This is a genomic window from Stutzerimonas stutzeri, assembly GCF_002909485.1.
Taxonomy (GTDB): domain Bacteria; phylum Pseudomonadota; class Gammaproteobacteria; order Pseudomonadales; family Pseudomonadaceae; genus Stutzerimonas; species Stutzerimonas stutzeri_AH.
The window spans coordinates 207,599-226,883 of the sequence record NZ_PPXG01000004.1 but is presented as its reverse complement, the minus strand read 5'-3'; the positions used below and the strand labels follow the sequence as shown (position 1 = coordinate 226,883).

The 19,285-nt window shown below is 52.5% G+C and carries 18 protein-coding genes and 1 pseudogene; 10 read left to right on the top strand and 9 right to left on the bottom strand.

Features of this window, described 5'->3' with window-relative positions; all coding sequences use genetic code 11:
• The first annotated feature begins 168 nt into the window (after positions 1-168).
• The 4 genes from CXK91_RS11415 to CXK91_RS11400 are packed head-to-tail and all read left to right on the top strand — an operon-like array spanning position 169 to position 6,291.
• Positions 169-2,130 (top strand): hypothetical protein, encoded by a 1,962-nt coding sequence (locus tag CXK91_RS11415; protein WP_138407004.1) that lies wholly within the window; start codon positions 169-171, stop codon positions 2,128-2,130.
• Positions 2,120-4,216 carry a phage integrase gene (locus CXK91_RS22610; protein ID WP_015275583.1) on the top strand — a complete coding sequence of 699 codons (2,097 nt, stop codon included), beginning with the start codon at positions 2,120-2,122 and terminating at the stop codon, positions 4,214-4,216. The genes CXK91_RS11415 and CXK91_RS22610 overlap by 11 nt, the downstream gene beginning before the upstream one ends.
• Entirely contained in the window at positions 4,217-4,825 is a 609-nt protein-coding gene (locus tag CXK91_RS11405) for a hypothetical protein (RefSeq protein ID WP_015275582.1), read from the top strand.
• On the top strand, positions 4,822-6,291 hold the full coding sequence (locus CXK91_RS11400; protein ID WP_063613243.1) for a tyrosine-type recombinase/integrase: 1,470 nt from the start codon (positions 4,822-4,824) through the stop codon (positions 6,289-6,291). Before CXK91_RS11405 ends, CXK91_RS11400 begins: the two co-directional genes overlap by 4 nt.
• A 78-nt stretch (positions 6,292-6,369) precedes the next feature.
• Here the strand turns inward: CXK91_RS11400 and CXK91_RS11395 are convergent.
• The 6 genes and pseudogenes from CXK91_RS11395 to CXK91_RS22605 form a co-directional block, all read right to left on the bottom strand.
• Positions 6,370-6,573: pseudogene (locus tag CXK91_RS11395) on the bottom strand (chemotaxis protein); the annotation flags it as partial.
• A 224-nt stretch (positions 6,574-6,797) separates the two neighbouring features.
• Positions 6,798-9,323 carry an ATP-dependent helicase HrpB gene (hrpB, locus tag CXK91_RS11390; protein WP_003292681.1) on the bottom strand — a complete coding sequence of 842 codons (2,526 nt, stop codon included), beginning with the start codon at positions 9,321-9,323 and terminating at the stop codon, positions 6,798-6,800.
• Positions 9,324-9,535: 212 nt separating this feature from the next.
• A complete protein-coding gene (locus CXK91_RS11385) occupies positions 9,536-9,814 on the bottom strand; it encodes a BPSL0761 family protein (RefSeq protein WP_015275580.1) in 279 nt (92 codons plus the stop codon).
• 73 nt (positions 9,815-9,887) lie between these two features.
• Positions 9,888-11,072 carry a UvrD-helicase domain-containing protein gene (locus CXK91_RS11380; RefSeq protein WP_003292679.1) on the bottom strand — a complete coding sequence of 395 codons (1,185 nt, stop codon included), beginning with the start codon at positions 11,070-11,072 and terminating at the stop codon, positions 9,888-9,890.
• Positions 11,065-12,723, bottom strand: coding sequence for an ATP-dependent nuclease (locus CXK91_RS11375; protein WP_015275579.1), 1,659 nt, complete (start codon positions 12,721-12,723; stop codon positions 11,065-11,067). The genes CXK91_RS11380 and CXK91_RS11375 overlap by 8 nt, the downstream gene beginning before the upstream one ends.
• Before the next feature lie 478 nt (positions 12,724-13,201).
• Positions 13,202-13,450, bottom strand: a complete 249-nt coding sequence (locus CXK91_RS22605) for a hypothetical protein (RefSeq protein ID WP_101153433.1) — start codon at positions 13,448-13,450, stop codon at positions 13,202-13,204.
• 63 nt (positions 13,451-13,513) lie between these two features.
• Here CXK91_RS22605 and CXK91_RS22710 point away from each other — a divergent pair, with 63 nt between their 5' ends.
• Both CXK91_RS22710 and tnpC read left to right on the top strand, forming a co-directional pair.
• Positions 13,514-13,690, top strand: a complete 177-nt coding sequence (locus CXK91_RS22710; protein ID WP_003292677.1) for a hypothetical protein — start codon at positions 13,514-13,516, stop codon at positions 13,688-13,690.
• Positions 13,687-14,049 carry a Tn3 family transposase post-transcriptional regulator TnpC gene (tnpC, locus tag CXK91_RS11370; RefSeq protein WP_003292676.1) on the top strand — a complete coding sequence of 121 codons (363 nt, stop codon included), beginning with the start codon at positions 13,687-13,689 and terminating at the stop codon, positions 14,047-14,049. The genes CXK91_RS22710 and tnpC overlap by 4 nt, the downstream gene beginning before the upstream one ends.
• 25 nt (positions 14,050-14,074) lie before the next feature.
• Here tnpC and CXK91_RS11365 read toward each other — a convergent pair whose 3' ends face one another.
• Entirely contained in the window at positions 14,075-15,034 is a 960-nt protein-coding gene (locus tag CXK91_RS11365; RefSeq protein ID WP_003292675.1) for an arsenic resistance protein, read from the bottom strand.
• Positions 15,035-15,243: 209 nt separating this feature from the next.
• Here CXK91_RS11365 and CXK91_RS11360 point away from each other — a divergent pair, with 209 nt between their 5' ends.
• The 3 genes from CXK91_RS11360 to CXK91_RS11350 are packed head-to-tail and all read left to right on the top strand — an operon-like array spanning position 15,244 to position 16,821.
• Complete coding sequence (locus CXK91_RS11360; RefSeq protein WP_003292674.1) at positions 15,244-15,678, top strand: disulfide bond formation protein B; 435 nt, start codon at positions 15,244-15,246, stop codon at positions 15,676-15,678.
• The gene (locus tag CXK91_RS11355) at positions 15,675-16,355 is read left to right on the top strand and encodes a DsbA family protein (protein ID WP_008569955.1); all 681 of its coding nucleotides are present in this window, start codon (positions 15,675-15,677) and stop codon (positions 16,353-16,355) included. The genes CXK91_RS11360 and CXK91_RS11355 overlap by 4 nt, the downstream gene beginning before the upstream one ends.
• A 4-nt stretch (positions 16,356-16,359) precedes the next feature.
• Complete coding sequence (locus tag CXK91_RS11350; protein WP_003292672.1) at positions 16,360-16,821, top strand: methyltransferase family protein; 462 nt, start codon at positions 16,360-16,362, stop codon at positions 16,819-16,821.
• A 214-nt stretch (positions 16,822-17,035) separates the two neighbouring features.
• On the opposite strand, the gene CXK91_RS11345 is transcribed toward CXK91_RS11350, so the two are convergent.
• Positions 17,036-17,956: a cation diffusion facilitator family transporter gene (locus CXK91_RS11345; RefSeq protein ID WP_008569956.1), complete on the bottom strand. Its 921-nt coding sequence runs from the start codon at positions 17,954-17,956 to the stop codon at positions 17,036-17,038.
• Between the two features lie 377 nt (positions 17,957-18,333).
• Here CXK91_RS11345 and CXK91_RS11340 point away from each other — a divergent pair, with 377 nt between their 5' ends.
• Positions 18,334-18,663, top strand: coding sequence for a hypothetical protein (locus CXK91_RS11340; protein WP_023444715.1), 330 nt, complete (start codon positions 18,334-18,336; stop codon positions 18,661-18,663).
• A gap of 279 nt (positions 18,664-18,942) precedes the next feature.
• Here CXK91_RS11340 and CXK91_RS22600 read toward each other — a convergent pair whose 3' ends face one another.
• A complete protein-coding gene (locus tag CXK91_RS22600; protein WP_023444716.1) occupies positions 18,943-19,068 on the bottom strand; it encodes a hypothetical protein in 126 nt (41 codons plus the stop codon).
• Between the last annotated feature and the right edge of the window lie 217 nt (positions 19,069-19,285).

The following is a 19,285-nucleotide window of genomic DNA, read 5'->3' as shown; positions in this document are numbered from 1 at the left end:
GAACTCTCCTACGTCCATCTGTCGAGTCGAAGCTGCGAGCCGATCATCATCGGTTTTGTCGGTGCATTGCGATCAAGAACTTTGGCCGATAGCAAAGAGCCTGTTCGGATTCGCTGGGCTCGACGTTTCGTAGAAACACTTACAAGTCTGCGCGACGAAATTCCAGGCATGCCCAATTTCGACTATTTGATGGCCGACCTCGAAGAAGGGAAAGAACTCTGGGATTCCCAGCAGAAAAAATTGAACCCATTGGCCTTGCGCTATTGGAACGGATGGCAAGTCGACTCCCTAAAAGGAGTACCAAGTTTTCTCGCGCTGGGAGAACTATGGCACTCCCATGGCCCTGAGTTTACAGAAGAGTACTACCGGACATGGAAGACTTTTTCGGCCAAGCAAGCAAGATGCAACACCACATTGTGCAACAAGCTGGCCAGCTATTTATCGAAGAACTCTTTGGAGTGGCCAACTACAACCTTCCAAAACCCAGAAAATATAAAATCATTCTTTTTGCACTTCATGAAGGAGCACTTCTTAACCGCATATAGAGAAAATCTAAATATACCAACCCAGATAAAAACGTGGAACAGGTTCATATCGAACTGCGAAGAGGCCTTTATACAATCAGGAGTTTGGGCAACCCCTTTTGGGGATGGACTACCACGGCCCATCCGCCCCAAACAACACAGAGCGCAAACAAGAGTGTCCGTGTCTGATGAGGGGGTGGAAATCCATGAAAAACTTATCACTAGAGTCCCTCTCGAAATAACTGATAACGAGGCAATAGAAATATTATTCAAAAGTATCCACAAAGACATCGAAACCGTAAAATCCTGGGCAACAGAACAAGCCAATGAACTTTACTCGAGAGTCCAACTTCGTATACTCGCAACCACACGGATAAACTCCTCGGAAATCAAACCTCGAAAAGGCTGGCAGCGTCGGAGTTACGATCACGAATCAATTTGCGCGATTTTTCAAAGCAACGGCTTTCCATCCTCGCGCATGGACTTCGAACACCAATACGGATACACCATATTATCTGCTGATGTCGCAAATATACTTGGACTTCCGGCTGCTGGCACTCTTTATCCCTACCAATGCTTACTGGTAGCAGAGCACAATGAGATCACAGAATCTTTCCTTAAGAATTTTCGTTTGTATGACGACAAAGGTAGAAGATCCGGCTTTGTGAAAACCGACACCGGGTATCAGTTGGTCGGCTTCAAGGATAGAAGAGGTGGAAAGCTAAGCGAGCAGAAAATACAACTAAACGCGAACTCAACAAAGCGAATCTTCGAAGTAATAAAGATCACAGCACCGTTAAGAAAATATCTCAAGGGAATTGGCGACAGCCGATGGAAGGAGTTATTCCTGACCTGCGGGAAGGGTTTCGGTCACCCGCGGAGCGCTGTAATTCCGACTTGGAACAAAGCGCTATTCGATAAACACACACGGATTTTTGAACGACTTGCACAACAATTTTCAAATCATACTTCCTTGAGGGGTACTGAACTAAAAAATTTCTTATCTCGAGTCACCCTTTCTAGTCTTCGAGCCTCATGTGGGGTAGAGGTATATTTAAAAACCCAAAGCGTCGAAGCCATGTCCAAAGCGCTCGGCCACGCAAACCACGACTGCCTGCAACTTTCTCACTACCTGCCGGAGTCAATACTAGCCTTCTTCCAAGCCCGCTGGATAAGAATTTTTCAGCGCGGCTTAATCTGTGACGCGATGAAAGATAGCAGCTTCCTCATAGAGGCCGCAGACTTCGAGACAATGGAAGAGTTAAATCTATTTCTTAAGAACCATGCACTAAAAGACATCCCTGACCACCTGGTCAACCCGGAGAACACTCAAACAACTGAACCCTATTCAGCGAATCAGTACTCAGAGGTCTACATCTCAGTGGATCCAGGGATAATGACCGCCCTCGTATCATTAGAGAAAGCAGTGGCTACAGCGGAACGACCCGAAGAAGTGACAGGAGTAGCACGATACTGGGCAGATCTAACGAAGGCCGTTGTTGCCGAGATCAGAAGGGATAATGACGCACTACTGAAAGACCACCTTTATGTCGCCGAGCAGAGGTGTAACCCCCGCAGAATGGAGAAGTTGATATATGAATGTTGAATTACCAGCAGAGCTAGACTTCCTAAAAGCGTTCTACACCGACCCTAGGACAGAATACAAAAAATCAAGTTGGTTGCTGAGTGATTTCGACTTGCACATATGGAAATATGATTTCAATTTTGCGACCCCCAACACGATCAACTGGGACATTACATTAGACGACGAAACTTCTCTGCTTGCCCAAAAAAACAAGCCATTACTAGACGGGCTAAAGTATTTTTTAACAACATCTACACGTTCTGTTCGAGGATCGGCGATCGAATTAGGTTCACTAGCCGCACAGATGACGATGTTTAACAGGGCCATTCACGTTGCCGATTACATTCTTCTGAATGCAAAAGAATATCAGCTATCCAGATTCGGATTGGCTGGAATCAACAGCCATCACATGAAGAGAATGCTAGACGTCTTCTCAAGCGTCAACGGTTCGGAAGAGTCGGTTTACGAGTGGACCAAGACTATCAGCAAATTTTGTTTAAGCTTAATAAACACTTCCAGTTCTATCGAACTCGATAGCATTCTAGATCAATATCCACGAATGCGCATTGTGACTGACGAACAACTAGATGAGCATCACCTGGAAATACCTTTTGATTTAATACCTTATGCAAGAGCTGCCTTGCATTTGCATGGATATTATAAAAAAAGATCAACTGCTGGAGTCCGCACCCCTAACACCTTGCAGCTAGCGAAATCGCTTTATGCCAACACACTGAAAGGCGGGCATCTAAAACTAAAAACATTAAGCTCATTAGAATTCTATACTGATAATGAGAGAGAAATAATATCGAGAGAGTATCCCGGTTCATCGGTCAGGACAGGTGACCATGAAGCAATGACATCCGGTCCATTTCGCGCCTACAGATTTTTAACATACAACCTTGGAATTCTTCATGAAATTGGGCTTCCAGCTCCCGAAGTATCAGAGCTGAAGCAGATACTTGATTATGAACCATCACTCTCTGAAGCTGCTCGGTTTCGGACGCTGCCGTACCCAATAGTGAGAGACGCCTTCAGAAAATCAATCGAGTACCATTTCAAGTATGGAGAACTTCTAATAGAAGGTTTCTGCCGCATGGCAGAGCATTGCAACCTCAATGGAATTGCCCCTACGCAACTTACCAATGGAGAGTTACAAGACATTATGCCCCCTGAGCTTATCGACATGGGAATTAGGAAGCTTGGGCTTGTATGTCAAACGGTGTCTATTAGGCACGGCGCACTGAGAAAGCAGTCAAATTACTTCATAGAACTCAGAAATAATGTGGGACTGATTGAGTGCTTACGCATCTATATTGGATGTGTCCAGATGGTAGTTGGAACAATCATGGCTCGCCGAATAGGAGAAATGCTCGATTTGCACTCGACTGACTGCCTAGATAAAAGCGAAAGATGGTTGATCTTCTTAAATAGAAAAAGCACATCCAACCTGTTCGGCATAAGACAACGCCAAGCACGCCCAATCGAACCCATTGCCGTAAAAATGATTAAAAACTTAATTTCCATGCAGCAGAGACTTTTAAAAAGCGGATTCATAACTGAAATGACTAGCCTCTTTGCCCCCCCCGGACTCCTCGGAAATGCCGGGCTTAGTCAGCAAACAATGTATGCCTACAATAGAAACCTAGACTTGTTGTGCGATTATTTCGAACTACCACTAAATTCAAAAGGAGAAAGGTACTATATCCGACAACATCAACTTCGACGCTTTTTCTCCATGGTATTCTTCCACTCGAGCAGTTTTGGAGGACTGGAGACACTGCAGTGGATGCTCGGGCACACCGACATGCAGCATGTTTGGAATTACATTACTGAGTCCACTGATGGTGCAGTTTTGCGTAGCGCTAAGGCTCAGTTCATAGCAGAAAGCTTGCATAATGGCGATATCACTGCTTACGAAGATCTAGCCGAAATACTAAAAATTCGTTACAACACAGATAATTTTGCTCTAGTAGACACTGCTGAACTTGAAGACGCAATCACCGACATGATAAAGACAGGGAAAGTCCAGATTGAGCCAGAGTTTTTCACAGACGAAACCGGCCAACATATGCGCGTGGTAGTAAAAATTCAGAGCACAGACTAAATGAAAAAAATCTCCGACCTAGAGCCACATGCTAGCGCCACATTAATAACCAGTGAACTTTTAAAGCTAATCTACCGTAATCCTGACTATTTTTCCAAAAACGAGAACATTCTAAAGGCTCTCAGAAGCCAAGGAGCGCTAGCCAAGCTCGAATTCAATTTCGAGGACTCAGGGGCTATAAAGTCAAAATCCCCAATGAGCATCAACACTTTAAAATCTCACGCCAACTTACAGTTCAAGGGAGGATTTAAGGAACTTGATACCCTCCGCCTAGCGGCATTGAGGGCCATTGAGAAGGTCAATGGCAGCAAAGAGGCCACTTCAACAAAACGCACTAAGTCCGGACTTTCGCGACTAGTAACTGAACTAGAGGAGAGACTTGATAAGCAGCGCTGCGCCAACATGGTCCTCCTCCAGGGATTAAGCCTGGCAATTAACGAGTTAAGAAATATACGTAGCAATCTAGATCCCGCTCTACTTGAAAAGCGGGCAAGCGATGCCGTTCAGGCACTTACTGCTCTACTGAGCCTCCCTCCAGAACAGCCACCCCCCCCCTCCCCTTCTTCCGGAGACGGGCGAGTTACGCGACTGGAGGAGTATCGCAAGTGACAAACCACCTTCGCCAACAACTATTTAAACCACTTAAAGAGCTAACACTCTTTAGCTACCATGCGCATGGAAGTACTATAACAAAAGATGGTTCTGGCCTGCCGTTTTGCTGTTGGCCTGATGGCACGCCCAATAACGTCGCAAATCTCTACATGCTCGCACTACGTGACCGCCCTGGCCGAGGTGGAAAAGGCCTATCAAGGCACGGCGGTAAAGGCGGAAGCATTGGGGAGTATGCATCCAAAATAAGCCCACTAGTTCGCTACTGCTTCAGATACCGAACTGACTTTATAGGACTGTCTGACCAACAGTTCTCAGACTTCATTGACGAATTAAGAAAGGAGCGATCTGTCAACGATCCCACTGTAAATAGGCGCACCGAAACTACACTCCTAGCAATTGGTAGGATCTGTCTAGATTTTTTGCAATTCGTAGGACGTCTTTATGGCGACGATGCATTTGTATCAGAGAATGGAACCATCCGCGCCGTAATGAAAACATTTACTATCACAACGCGCTCAGGAAGAACGATAAAGCGGAGTTATCTGCATCACCACTCTCTTCATGTATCTGGAACGCGCTACCACACGCGCGATCCGATCCCGAGCGAACATATAAAGCTTTTGCGAGATTCAGCAAACAAAATCCACCCATCGAGACACCTTCAACTTCGACGGAATCTGGTGATTTCCTTGCTTGAGCATACGGGCGCTCGACGCAGCGAGATAATTGAAATTACCGTTTCGGACATACGTAATGCCATGAACATGTCGTTCCCATTGCTACGTCTGCGAACCTTGAAACGTGGAACCTATTCCGAGCGTTTTATCCCGATTTCAAGAGTGGTACTAAGCGAAGCTAAGAAATATATTCAGTTTGCCCGCAGAATATCTCTTCGCAACTTCAAGGACACGGATCACGACAGACTCTTTGTTCAAGAAAAGACTGGTAAGCCGCTCGGTGCCTGCAGTATTACGAATGAAATGATTCAACTTAGAAGTCACGCCGGCATCGAAGAAAAAGTCTGTGCACACATGTTCCGCCATGCTTTCATCACCAATCTTTTCGTACTCCTAATCAAAAGACACAAGTTCAAGCAAAAGGACGACTTCAGAAGCGCCCTGCTTAATAGCAAAAAGTTTCTTTACGACGTCATGCTGTGGACTGGCCACAAAGATCCCCTCTCGGTAGAACGGTATATTCATCTTGCATTCGCCAAACTTGATGGATACGAAGACATCGTTTCATCTGCCCATATAATCAGGACTAACCGTATATATGACCAGGCCGAGGAGCTACTTCTGAACGCATTAAAAAATGGTATGCCAGTTGACGAGTACGTGCGTGAACTGGAGAAGCTAAAGCAACTTCGGCAAGAAGATCTCAAGAAAGAGACAAAGGAAGAGGAAGAGGAAGAGAATACGGAGTCAGTCAAAAGCTGGGAGCATTGGCATAACCACCTTTGAATGTTGCGATACAACTCGCTTCACTGCCGAAGCGTCCATAAAGCGCGTGTCTAATGACGACGACGTTTACCGGTCGTTCACTGGGGCGAAAGAGACAATCCGCTCCTGCCCGTGCAAGGTGGCATCCTGAATGCCCGACTCAATCCGTAGGGCTCTGTCCGGATAGATGTCCTTGAGGTTCGTCATCACCTGACCCTTGTCAAGGCTGAAGATCACTTGGCCGTTGTGATCAACCAGGAATGCATGGTCGATGCCGCCAAAGTCCACGACATCTATGATCCTCCACTAGGGTGTCAAGGGTGAACCGTCGCTTAAGTTCCGGAGCACACATTTACAAAGGGCCGAAATCTGCAAAAAACGGGCACGTCGACTCTACGAATGGCAATACGGTAAAACTCGCACGGCCCTAGTACGCCGGTTGACTGGCACACTCAACAGAGAGCCAACCTGCGTTGCTCTCGAGGCAACACTGGGTTCCGGTTCACACGCCCGCATTGAGCAACAGCCTACGATTTTCGCGGCTTAGCTCTAGCTGTAGCCTGGGCCACAAGCGGGTCCTCAGGCCAGTAATGCTTAGGGTACCTACCTCGTAAATCTTTCTTCACTTCCGCGTAGGTATTGCGCCAGAAACTCGCCAGGTCCTGGGTGACCTGCACCGGGCGCTGGGCCGGGGACAGCAGGTGCAGCTTGACGCCCTGACGGCCACCGGCGATGCGCGGAGTGTCGGCGAGGCCGAACAGCTCTTGGAGGCGCACCGCGAGAACCGGCATCTCGTCGCTGTAGTCGAGGCGGATGCGCGAGCCGGAGGGCACTTCCAGCGTACGCGGCGCCAGCTCGTCGAGGCGTTGCGGCAGCGGCCAGGGCAGCAGGCCATGGAGGATGCCGGCGAGGTCGAGGTTGGCGAAATGGCTGAGGCGGCTGACCTTGCCCAGCCAGGGCTGCAGCCACTCCTCCAGGCTGGCCAGAAGCGCCGCGTCGGAGAGGTCTGGCCATTCGCTGCTGCCCGTGTCGGCCAGGTCCAGTCGGCGCAGCAGCGCCACCCGCGCCTGCCACTGGCGCAGCTCCGCACTCCACGGCAGCAGCTCCAGCCCCTTGCGTCGCACCAGACCGAGCAGCGCACGCGAGCGGGCCTCGTCATCCAGTTCGGCAAGGGCTTCGCGGGCCAGCACCAACTCACCCACTTTCACCTGACGTTCGGCGCGCAGCACACCTTCGCGCTCTTCCCAGTCGAGCAGGTCCTGGCACCTTACCTGTTCGGCCAGAGGGCCGTCGAACAGTGCGGGATCAAGGTCGGCCGCGAGATAGATGCGCTCTTCACGCTGGCCCTGGCGGCTACCGAGATCGGCGATCACCAACCAGGGCTCCTTCATCAGCGCATCCGGCTCGCCAAAGGTGGCTGCACGGCCATTGGCCAGCCGATAATCGGCCCCTCCGGCACGACGTTGCTGGGCAATGCGGTCCGGGTAGGCGAACGCCAGCAGGCAGCCGAGCCAGCGCGGGTGATCCGGATCGGCCACCGGCTCGCTGGCCGGGCCACGCAGGTAGGAACGGAACTGCCGCGCCAGCTGGCGAGCACGCTGCACGCCGCCACGAGCGCCACGCGCTGCCTTGTCGTTACCGGCCAGCAAGGCGAGGCGGCTGTGCAGGTCGGCACCGCCACCACGCAGGATGTCGCGCTCGCCCAGTAGGGCGGCGAGGTCACAGGCCAGGCCGCCGAGTCCCAGGGCGTGGCCACGTAACAGCAGGTGGGCAATGCGCGGATGGGCGGGCAGTTCGGCCATGGCCTGGCCATGGCGGGTCAAGTTGCCATCGTCGGCCAGTGCGCCGAGGCGTTGCAGCAGGTCACGGCCCTGGGCGTAGGCAGCCGTGGGCGGCGGATCGAGCCAGGCCAGTTCATTGGGATCACCAATCCCCCAGCGCGCCAGTTGCAACGCCAGTCCGGCAAGGTCGGCCTGGAGGATTTCCGCGCTCCCGTGGGCGGCCAGTTGCTCATGCTGGGCCTCAGACCAGAGCCGGTAGCAGGCACCCGGCTGCAGACGGCCGGCACGGCCGGCACGCTGGGTCGCGGAGGAGCGGGAAATACGCTGGGTGTCCAGGCGAGTCATGCCACTGGCCGGGTCGAAGCGCGGTACACGCTCCAGGCCCGCGTCCACCACCACGCGCACGCCATCGATGGTCAGGCTGGTCTCGGCGATGTTGGTGGCCAGCACCACCTTGCGCTTGCCCGCCGGTGCCGGCTCGATGGCCGCGCGCTGGGCAGCGAGGTCCAGTTCACCGTGGAGCGGGCAGAGCAGGATCTCTGACCGGCCAGCGAGGCGCTCGGCCAACTGCTCGGCGACGCGGCGAATCTCCGCCTGGCCGGGGAGGAACACCAGCAGGCTGCCAGGTTCATCGGCCAGGGCCTGGAGCATGGTCTGTACCACCCGGGGTTCGAGCGCCTCGCCGATCTGACTCGGCCGCCCCCAACGCTGCTCCACCGGATACATGCGACCTTCGCTGCGTACCACAGGCGCCTCGTCCAGCAGGCGCGACAGGCGCTCGCCTTCCAGCGTGGCGGACATCAGCAGCACCTTCAGCGGCGGTTCGTCGCGCAACAACTCACGGCCGTTGAGACACAAGGCCAACGCCAGATCGGCATCGAGACTACGCAGATGATACTCATCAAATATGAGCAGCCCAACGCCATCTAGGGCAGGATCGTCTTGAAGCCGACGAGTAAGAATGCCTTCAGTCACTACTTCAATTCGAGTCTGTGGTCCGACCTTACTCTCCAAGCGAATTCGATAGCCGACTGTTTGCCCAACGCTTTCTCCCAGCTCGCTCGCCAGTCGCTCAGCTGCGGCTCTGGCAGCTAGTCGACGTGGTTCGAGCATGACAATAGTCTGGTCGGCCAGCCAAGGCTCTTCCAGCAGCGCTATTGGTACTCGCGTTGTTTTGCCTGCCCCCGGCGCTGCCTCAAGTACAACTTCATTACGTGCAGACAAGGCATCTCTTAAAGCGGGCAAAACAGATTCAATCGGCAACAAACTCATGATGGCTCCTAGCTGAGCCACCAATTATAGATACGAGGGAAGCTGTTACGGCACGGCGGTATGTCAATCACGCCCAGTGCACGGCTCCCTTCGGGCCGCTCAGAGATAAACGGGGCCTATTTAAACGGCATGATGGACATCAAGGCCACAGCCAGCATCTGCCCCTTGAACACCTGACGAGGGGGATCCTCTTGCCAGTGTTGCGCCCCGGCTCAGCTGGCTCCGTGATCCGAAAACATCGGATCATTTAACAGCCAGCTGACTAACACCGGATGTAGAGGTCCATGCTTGTCGGCCAATAGGGAAAGCTCTTGCTTGGATCGCTCTTCCACTCGACCAGCCAACCAGACGGCTTCTGCTGTCGGGTAATGCCGAAGTAGATTATTTGCTTGGTACCGTACGTTTTCAGGAAGGCTCGTGTCCCTAGCCAGCTCCTGTAGGAAGTCCCGTGTTTGAACAACGCTACGGGTGCGCTCATGGGCCATCGTCATGGTATTGCTCCTGAAATGTCCGCGGGGAGAGGCGGCTTCTCGTCACTCAACATGAGTCGTCAGCCTCTCCGCCTCACTTTTCGATCACTGCATTGAGCGCGCCAGAGCCATCCCATATGGGGTAAGGGAGCCCTTTCACCTTCTTATCCTCGACGAGGAAGGCCAGGCTATAGCGCGCGCGGGTAATCGCGACGTATAGCTTGTTTCGCGACTCCTCCGTCTTATCCTTGTCGAACACTTTGGCATTTCCGCCAATGAACTTCAGATGTTTATCTGACGGGATCACAAGCACTCGATCAAAGCCTAAGCCTTTGCAGGAACCGAACGTATAACAGATAAGGTTACCCGGTAGGTATCCAGTGCCGGTGGTGGACGACCAGCGCAGTACTTGAGGCTGAAACGCTGCCAAGTAATCGCTCACCTGAGATTGTTTCACTATGAAGGTGCCATGGTGATGCGATATTTCGTCTGGCACTTTCTCGACACCTGTTACCGTCTTGTCATACAGCCCCAGGTGGATCGTGTCGGAGAGGTCGCAGATTTCTTGTATGCACCTGCGATTCTTCGGCATCGAATGCTTTTCGAACTTCATTTTCCCGACGAAGTAATCGACCTTCTGTTGAGGCGTCTGCGGAGCCTTATGGCCGAACGTCGTTGTGTAGATTGTCTGTCGAAAGTCGCCCACACAACAGATCGAGTCGACCATGACCTTGTTGAGTGATTTGATCACGTCGTAGTCCCAACCGACCAAATCCTGCACTTCATCAAAATAGACCCTTTGATAAATCTCCTTCAACCGCTTGGCAGGGGCATTTTTGGATAGTTTCGCAATGAGGGTCGCAAGCTTTGCCAAAAACCCGGAGTACGCCTTTGTTTTGCAGGGCGTCAGGTAATGCAGTGGATTGATCGTGCCATCTTCCGATTTTTCAGCTCTGCCTTCAATGTAGTAGGTTGTACCTGATATTAAGTGAGGGTTGTTCTCAGTGAACGAGATAGTCGTGATCCGATCTGGAAATACCTCGCTCTGATAGGGACGCACCATATCTTCCAGGTAAAAAGAGAACAGCCCCTTGACGACGAAGTGCTCACTGCTAGCACCGTACAACTCAACAAAACGAGAGCGCAACTCTGCCTGATTATTGGTTGTATAGGTGACTACAAGCACACGTCCACCAGCCTTGATGGTCTCAATGGCTTCAGTAATGATCTTGTGCGTTTTCCCTGATCCGGCGCCTGCGACCCAGAGTTCGTTAGGCAAAATCGAGCACCTCGTCTAGAAAGGCTGGGTACTTGAAGTCCAGTGCGCCATCGAACAGTTTGACCGCAGAGTCGACCTTGCGAGCGCCTTTACCGTTGCCCTTTACGCTCTTGAACCAACGGATCAAATTTTCCCTTCGATCCTCCAGAGAGACCTCTGCGTTGTAGATATTGAAGGTTTCCGTCGACAAGACTTCCTTTGCGAAAGCGTCAAGGGTTTTAATGTCAACTGCGTTGGCATAAATCATCGCTGGCTCAAGCGAAAATTCGGCGTCGTTCATCGACGAGTACAGCTTGATGTTAGGAAACGCAGCGTATTCCAGACGTCCTTGTACAACGTTACCGTTATAGTCGCCGTCATTATCCCTGAGCACATGGATCTTGGTGCCGATCTCTTTACCGACTTCGATGAACGTCTTGAAACCTACACCGCGTACCACGATGATATCTATCCCGTCCTGCTCAGGCAGTCGGTTGTGTTTTCGTTGGTAGATTTTCTTGAGCACCAGTTCGTCCGACGGCCCCTCGACCAGGATGACCTTGCCCGACAGTGCCACCCGCAAGGTGTCGTAGCCAGGAAGACGCTTGAGGGTCTTCACCACTTTAGCGTCTAGCGTGTGCAGCCTTTTGTACCCTGACTGCACAAGGCAAATTTTGTCGATACTCAGCTTGTTCAACACATACGAGCTGTGGGTGGTCAGGAACAGCTGCTTGTCTCCTCGCTGGGTTTCGATGTAGTGCACAAGCTTGTTCAGATTGGTGTGAGATAGATGATTTTCGGGCTCTTCCATCATCACCAGATCGATGTCGTGGGATTTGTTCTGAATGGCCAGTTTAATCTGCACATTGCTCTGTTCACCCTTGCCGATGAGGTGAAAAGGCACATCATCGACCTCAAGCTGTAGGCCGGTCTGGATGGAGCCCGCAGGTAACGTACTTGCTGCAATGGTGAGCTTGCTATCGGTGATAAGGTGACCCGCATCAAGGCTGGCATTGACCGTCCTGACCTCCCCGGAGTTGTTAAACACCTGCAGGTTTTCACGATAATTGAGGGTCAGCTTGACGAGCTCTTCCTTCGCCAATGCGGTGTTGAGAATGCTCGAAATGTACTGGTTCTTCCCCATGGTTGGGTGGATACGTGTGGGGTCGATGTACAGCGCCTTAAACTTCTTAGCGATCGGTTTTATCGGATTCCAACCGAAATCGAGCCATTCCACCTTATAGAATTCGATCGGAATGCTGGTGATGTTCGGCTTGGTCAGCAGGTGGCTCTCGTATACGGCCTCCAGCGACGGGTCGAAACAGGCTTGTACCAAGACGCCCTGGGCGTCAGCCTTGAGGCTGTTGTTCGAGCCTCGGTACTCAGGCACACCGTCAATGTAGGCTTCGATGATAAGGCTGGGCAGGTGCTTGGAGCTCAAGTCAGAGGCGAGAAACCGCGTGACGGCATCCTGATTGAAAAGATCAGGGGAGAACTCGCCGTTGAAGGGCCGTCCACGATGATTGTAATTGAGCACAATTTCTAACGCTTCCAAGATTGTGCTTTTACCAGCATTGTTGTCGCCGACGAAAATATTGACGTCGTCGTTGAATTCTAGAAGTTCGTCGCGAAATTTTTTGAAGTTGATCAGCTTGATGGCTTTAACGTGCACTCTAAATCCCTCTAGGCATCGCTTGATAATGGCGTATTACCATGGCAAATGAACCGTACCTTGGGTGGTGTGTGCTGTCCATATGGCTATCAGCTGAAGACGAACGTCTAGAGCAGTTTTGAATCACCTCGAGTGCCGTGGTCACATCTAATGCCTGCTTTTGGCCCAGAGTGTGTAAAAACGCTTCGTCAAAATTGAAGTGCGCGCGTCTACGTGAAATCTGAAATTTTTCGGCACCTCAGCAGATGTGGATTTCGCCCAGATGCGCGATTTCCAGTCCGGTTTTGAGTACCTGTCGCGCTCGAAAACGTTTTTACACAGCCTCGGCCGATTGCAGCCGGTGACGACAGGCACCTGTCGGCCAAAAGCTGCCTGTCGTTGAGTGCAATTTTTGACTCATGGCTGCCAGCAACGGCAGCAGTTAAAATGCTCAGAGACGATCACTCAACGAGCAATAGACCTAGTTTGTTCGACCGAGCTAGATTAGTAAAAGCTCTTTCACTTTTTGCTTGATTTCAGCAGGGCTTTCTTCAAATCCGTATTTACCGGCATTATCTTTAGAAGAGTTATATCCCAAGAAATAACCATTGTATTGAAAGTAGTTAGTGTCAATTTTTCGCCTGCTTGGCTTGCCTTTTTCCAGCATATCCAGAAGCGTTTTTAAGTGTGAGCGTGTTAGCCAGAATTTTAGAAGTAATCCGCTCCCTAGCACTTCAGTGCCGATCATTGGAGCTGCTTGAAAGCCCAAGGCCTAGCTCAGGGCTAGTCGTCTACACCAGTTCCGCTATGTATGCTGAAGGGGGCCCAACCACTCTACCTGACCAGCAACCTCAAGCGCTTCGGCGAATTCAACCTCAAGCTAAACCGGCCACCGGAGCCCTGGATCAAGGACTCGGTGTTCCAACAAGCTGCCGGCTCGCTGCGGGTGATCAGACCTAGCCAGCTAGATACCGAGAAAACGCCATGATCAACATTCCTCCCGCATCCTTCCGCCTTACACCGTACGGCGAAGTGGACGCCGTGGCGTTGGAAAACCTGCGCGACAGCTTCGACACCTCTCAACTGCTCCGGCTGGTTGATCGCTTGGACGTCTGCTTGGTGGAACTGGGTGGAATCACCTCCATTCGCGACGAGCTACTGAGATTGCATGCGATGGCTCTGACGATAGTTGAGGGCATCGCTCTTACGGTGCCTGCCGAGAGTGCTTGTATCTGGACAGAAGCCCAATCTCTACAGATGGATCTTGAGGCACTGGTTTCTTGGGCGCGCTCCGCTCAGCTCATCATTGCGCCGCTGATCAATCTTGCTCCACAGCACGAGGCATGAGCGCTCTCGCCGATTTCGACGAGGCTCAACTGTTTCTGACCATGGCTGGAATCGCCCGTAAGTAGATCAATTCACCAATCAGTTCTACGAGTGTCTGAGTAATCACAGCCGCCGCGGCCAGCGCGCGAATGGACTCCGGGAGCGCTAGGGCCAGGGGAAGCACTACAAGCGAGTTGCGAGTGCCTGAGCTAAAGGCCACTGCCCGTGCGGCAGAAGCCTCCAAGCCAAATAGCCGGGAGCTGAGTACGCCGAGGGCCGGAGCGAGTAGTAGAAACGCTCCGTATACCGGAAGCAACGGCGCCAGGATGTCGAGTTGGTACACGACAGCCGCGATCTGCGAACCCACCACCACGATTAGAACCAGGGCCATTGCAGGCACTGGCAGCCAGGCCCAACCTGCGCTCCATGCGCGAAGCAGCAGAGATCGGCGTCCGCCAAATTCGGTGAGCACAGCCGCTACCAAGGGTAGGACGATCAGTAACAGGAAGGCTTCTGCGAAGGGCCACAGCTCGATCACTGTGCCGGCTTCGGGGCCAAGGATTAGCCGCAAGTAGAGGGGCAGCAGCAGAAGCTGGAGCAACAGCAGCAATGGCGTCGCCGCGAGCACCAGACGAGAGTCCCCTTTGCCCAGGTGGGTGAAGACCACCACGTAATCGATACAAGGCGTCAGCAGGACAAGCAGCGCGCCGACCAACAAGGCCTTGTTCGATGAGAGCGGCCACGTCACCAGCCACACCATCAATGGCACCAATAGGAAGTTGGCCAGCAACAAGGCACCGACGAAGCGGCGGTTGGCAAAAGCTTCTCGCAGCTCCAAAAAAGGAATCTGCAGAAACATGGCATACATCAGCACGGCAATCGCCGGTGTGATGGCCATGGCCGTCAGTCCGGTGAATTGCGCAGAGCTCAGGCCTGCAATGGCAGCGGCCACCACCGCCGCGAAATAAAATGCTATCTGGTGTTCTTCCAGCCAGTCCCGCGACATCTGATATCTTCCCTTGTTGCGCAAGGGCGACATTCTCCCACTGGCATCGGATTTAACCCAGCGTTGAGGCTGGTTGCTTTTCGCTTTGCCGTTGGGCGAAGTCCGCAACGGTCCTAACAAGTCCTGCCGATAAGAGGATGCATGATGTTTCGAAATAACTGGATGGCGGGTCTGAGGCAAGTGCTCGCCATCGCCAGGAGTTAACCGCAATGAATCCTCAACCTTCAGGCATGCCCTGGAACCTGCTGCTGCTAACCTGGCTGGTCGCACTGGTATCGACCCTGTCCGCGCTGTTCATTGGTGAGGTGATGGGCCAGGCACCCTGCGTGTTGTGCTGGTTCCAGCGTGCCTTCATGTTTCCGCTGGCGGTGATCCTGGCCATCGCCTGCTACCGCTCGGATTTCACCGTCTGGCACTATGCCCTGCCGCTGACCGCTATCGGTGCGGCACTGGCATTTGTTCACACGCTGCTCTATGCAGGGCTGATTCCACAGCCGATCCAGCCCTGCACGGCCACTGGTCCATCCTGCTCAGGCGCCGGAATGACCCTCTTCGGCGTGGTGCCCCTGCCGGCACTCGCCTTGTTCGCTTTTATCCTTATCGCCATCCTGCTCATAATCATCCGTCGGAGAACCACCCCATGAATCGCCGTTCCGTGGTCCTGATCGTCAGTGTCGTGATCCTGGCCGTCTTTGCTGCCGCCGCATTCTTCTATTCCCCCTCGCAATCGCCTCAACAGGCCCAGGCTCCCGGTTCGACAGCCCAAGAGACCGCGACACAACCCAAACAGAACGGCGGCCAGTTGGTTCGCTTCCACTCACCAGTGTTCGGCCCGGCGCAAGCGCCAGTGACCATCGTCGAATTCTTTGACCCTTCCTGCGAGGCATGCCGCGCCTTCCACCCCTATGTGAAGCAGATCCTCGCCGAGAACCCGGAAGACGTGCGTTTGGTGCTGCGCTATGTACTGTTCCATCAAGGCTCCGAAGAGGTGGCGCGAATGCTGGAGGCGGCGCGTAAGCAAAATCTCCATGAACAAGTGTTGGGGGCTGTGCTGGAAGCCCAACCCGGTTGGCACGACGACCCCAAGGTAACGCAGGCATGGGCTGCTGCAGAGCGCGTCGGTTTGAACTTGGAACAGGCCCGCCAGGACATGCATACGCCTGGCGTCAACGCCGTGCTGGAAACGGACATGCAGGACGTTAAAGCCGTTGGGGTTCGTGGCACGCCGACTTTTTTTGTCAATGGTCGTGCGCTCAGCGAGTTTGGCCCGGAGCCGCTGCGCCAGTTGGTGAACAGCGAAGTGGCCAAGGCACGAGAATGACACTATGAGCGCGCTGGAAAACCGCGTGCCACCGCTGCTCGTGGCCGGCCTGATCGCTGTGCTGATGGGTTTGTCGGGAACCAAATTGCCGGGTTTCGAACTGGCATGGACCGCGCGCCTGACCTTCGCTTTGCCAATACTGCTCCTGGGGCTCGGCGTGTGCCTCGCCGGCGTCCTGTCGTTTCGCCGCGCGCGTACTACGGTTAATCCATTGCAGCCGCAGCAGGCTTCTGCATTAGTGGAGGCTGGCATCTACCGGTACAGCCGCAACCCCATGTACTTAGGCTTTGCCATTATCCTGGCGGCTTGGGCGCTGGTCTTGGCCTCGCCTCTAACCCTGCTTGGCGTAGTTGCTTTCGTGCTGTACATGAACCGTTTCCAGATCCCAGCCGAAGAGTGGGCGCTGGAAACATTGTTCGGCGAATCATTTGCCCGCTACCGTGCACGAGTCCGCCGCTGGCTCTGAGCGTCCGCGGCGGTAGCGACTGGCGGGGCTTGCTCGTCGCGGCAGCCTGCCGAAGGTGCCACGACCTAGCCTGATCTCCTCGTGACGAGCTGCTTTGGCCACATGCCGCTAGCATGTCTCTGGTCGAAGACATAGCGCCAACGAGTGATGTCGCAAGTTCACTCCGTTGATATCGAGATAACTGTCTAGCAACAGCGGTGAGCGCAAAGCAGGCTTATGCTTCGCTGCGATGACTGTCGGCCTGCCTGGTGTCGATACAAACACTGCCGTCTAGCTCCATTTCAAGTGTCGAGTGGCTGACTTTGAATCGCTCATGAAGTACACGTTTTAAATCAGTCTTCACTCGTTCAATTTCGGGCAGGCTAGCCTTCTTGATGACAACGTGAGCTTCCAATGCAGTTGAATGTTCGGCAATTTCCCAGACATGTACGTGGTGAACACTCACAACGTCGTCCACTTGCTCCATGACATTGATTATATCAGTGATGGAAACTCCTTCTGGTGCGCCCTCCATTAACAAGTGAATGGTTTTAGGTAGCATGCTAAAGCCCTGCCATAGCACGTAACCAGCAATCATCAGCGTCAGTACAGTATCTGTCCAATACCAGTCATACAGAAGGATTAATGTTCCGGCAATAATAACACCGACGGAGGCCAGCGCATCCGACACATTGTGCAAGAATGCCGCCTTTATATTCATGCTATTCTTAGACATTGTGTAGGTGAGCAAGGCCGTGACGACATCTACAATCAAGGCTATTCCCGCCACCACGACCACTGTCCATCCTTCAATGGGCTGTGGGGCAAAAAACCGACCTATAGCTTCGTAGATGAGGTAGAGACCAACGATAATCAGCGTGACCAAGTTAATCAAAGCCGCTATGGTTTCACTGCGTCGGTAGCCGAAGGTTTTAAAAGCATCTGGCGGTTTGCGACCGATTTTACGTGCGATGAGCGCAATAACCAGTGATGCGGCATCGCTCAAGTTATGTAGCGCGTCAGCTATGAGCGATAAACTGCCAGAAAGTATTCCTCCAACAACTTGTGCCAGAGTTAGCACAGTATTAACGCCAATGGCAGCGATTAAACGCTTATCGCCTATGGCTTCGGTGTTATGGTTATGTTCGTGAGCCATTGGTTTTTAACCGTCCTTAAATAACATAAGACAAGGATAGGGAGCCCAAAAAAGTAATAGATAATACTAGCACCAATACCATCTGGCCTTCCAAACCACACTGACAGAAATGCGACCACTCTCAAGCGAGTTCGTGCATTATCGTCTGAAACTTGCCGATAACTGGCCGATCCCTCTCAAACGTTAAACGACGTTGCTCGCTAATGATAGATGATGCGGCGTCAATCCGAAGATGACAAAATTGTAATCTTCCAATCATTCTTTTCGTAGGATAGGCCCTTGCAGATTGGTGCGCCTCGGTGCTGACATGACGAAGCAAGGCGCTCATGTCACCGCGCAATGGAAGCATTACATTTCAATAATGTAATGCTTGGCTCATGCTGCTGTTAACTTCAATCACGCAAAATTCATTCGAACCTGCAGGGCTCAGCGAGAAAGCTCAGCAAGCCACCTTTGAATTTAGCGAGGACTGCCCTATGAATCTGTTGAAAGCTATTGTTGTTGGTTTGGTAATCTGCGGCTCCGCATTGTCTTATGCAGAAGATGGTTACGACCGCTCAATTAAATTTAATGAAAAATTCCGAGCAGATCAAAAACGAATTCACGGAACCGAATCCGCCAAACGAAAAATAGACGAATTACAGATTAAGGATACCCGCCAAGATCAGAACAATACGGAAAGCAAGAAAGAAACCAAAGCTGACTAACCGCTTCATATCTGAACGATATTCGCCTCCTGCAGCTTCCAATCTCCTTTGGAAGCAGTTGCACTCTAAGCGCCCTTCGGGGCGCTTTTTTGTTTCCATAACTTGCCCGCAACATCGCTACCAGCGAATCGCCCGGAATTTATATAAGCCGTTTCGTTTAAGTCAGGCCGCCATTGCCTGATCTGTTGTTATTAGCCTTCGCAAGGATCATGTCCGAGTGAGCTGAACAGACGCTGTGGCGTACAGCGCACCCATGTCTGGGTCGCTATCTCAAAGGCCTCACGGTTCGCCCATGATTGACGGTGTCAGCTCGGCCTTGCACAGCCCGCTGATCGTTCCAGCCAGGGCTTTGTCGTAGCTATCGCCCTTTGCTGCCGACCGGGGCAGGTCAGTCGCTGTTTGCATAATCCTTCGTCAGCTCACCGTGGGTGAAAGCCATCAGGTCAAGGACGCGTATGTAGCGAAAGTCATACGCACTAAGCGCTGAGCAATTTTTTATTTACCGCTTAGATGCATCAGACTGCGCCACAAAGGCTGTGCTGTCCGCTGCGCCGCTAATGAAACTGCGCTCCGATAATTAACGCGCCCCGTTCTCGCTAGCTAGCAAGAACGGGGCGTTGTG

Coding starts and splice junctions, on each gene's coding strand:
- CXK91_RS11415 (WP_138407004.1), top strand. CDS start 169: ATGCCCAATTTCGACTATTTGATGGCCGACCTCGAAGAAGGGAAAGAA.
- CXK91_RS22610 (WP_015275583.1), top strand. CDS start 2,120: ATGAATGTTGAATTACCAGCAGAGCTAGACTTCCTAAAAGCGTTCTAC.
- CXK91_RS11405 (WP_015275582.1), top strand. CDS start 4,217: ATGAAAAAAATCTCCGACCTAGAGCCACATGCTAGCGCCACATTAATA.
- hrpB (WP_003292681.1), bottom strand. CDS start 9,323: ATGAGTTTGTTGCCGATTGAATCTGTTTTGCCCGCTTTAAGAGATGCC.
- CXK91_RS11385 (WP_015275580.1), bottom strand. CDS start 9,814: ATGACGATGGCCCATGAGCGCACCCGTAGCGTTGTTCAAACACGGGAC.
- CXK91_RS22605 (WP_101153433.1), bottom strand. CDS start 13,450: ATGATCGGCACTGAAGTGCTAGGGAGCGGATTACTTCTAAAATTCTGG.
- CXK91_RS22710 (WP_003292677.1), top strand. CDS start 13,514: ATGCTGAAGGGGGCCCAACCACTCTACCTGACCAGCAACCTCAAGCGC.
- tnpC (WP_003292676.1), top strand. CDS start 13,687: ATGATCAACATTCCTCCCGCATCCTTCCGCCTTACACCGTACGGCGAA.
- CXK91_RS11365 (WP_003292675.1), bottom strand. CDS start 15,034: ATGTCGCGGGACTGGCTGGAAGAACACCAGATAGCATTTTATTTCGCG.
- CXK91_RS11360 (WP_003292674.1), top strand. CDS start 15,244: ATGAATCCTCAACCTTCAGGCATGCCCTGGAACCTGCTGCTGCTAACC.
- CXK91_RS11355 (WP_008569955.1), top strand. CDS start 15,675: ATGAATCGCCGTTCCGTGGTCCTGATCGTCAGTGTCGTGATCCTGGCC.
- CXK91_RS11350 (WP_003292672.1), top strand. CDS start 16,360: ATGAGCGCGCTGGAAAACCGCGTGCCACCGCTGCTCGTGGCCGGCCTG.
- CXK91_RS11345 (WP_008569956.1), bottom strand. CDS start 17,956: ATGGCTCACGAACATAACCATAACACCGAAGCCATAGGCGATAAGCGT.
- CXK91_RS11340 (WP_023444715.1), top strand. CDS start 18,334: ATGCTGCTGTTAACTTCAATCACGCAAAATTCATTCGAACCTGCAGGG.
- CXK91_RS22600 (WP_023444716.1), bottom strand. CDS start 19,068: ATGCAAACAGCGACTGACCTGCCCCGGTCGGCAGCAAAGGGCGATAGC.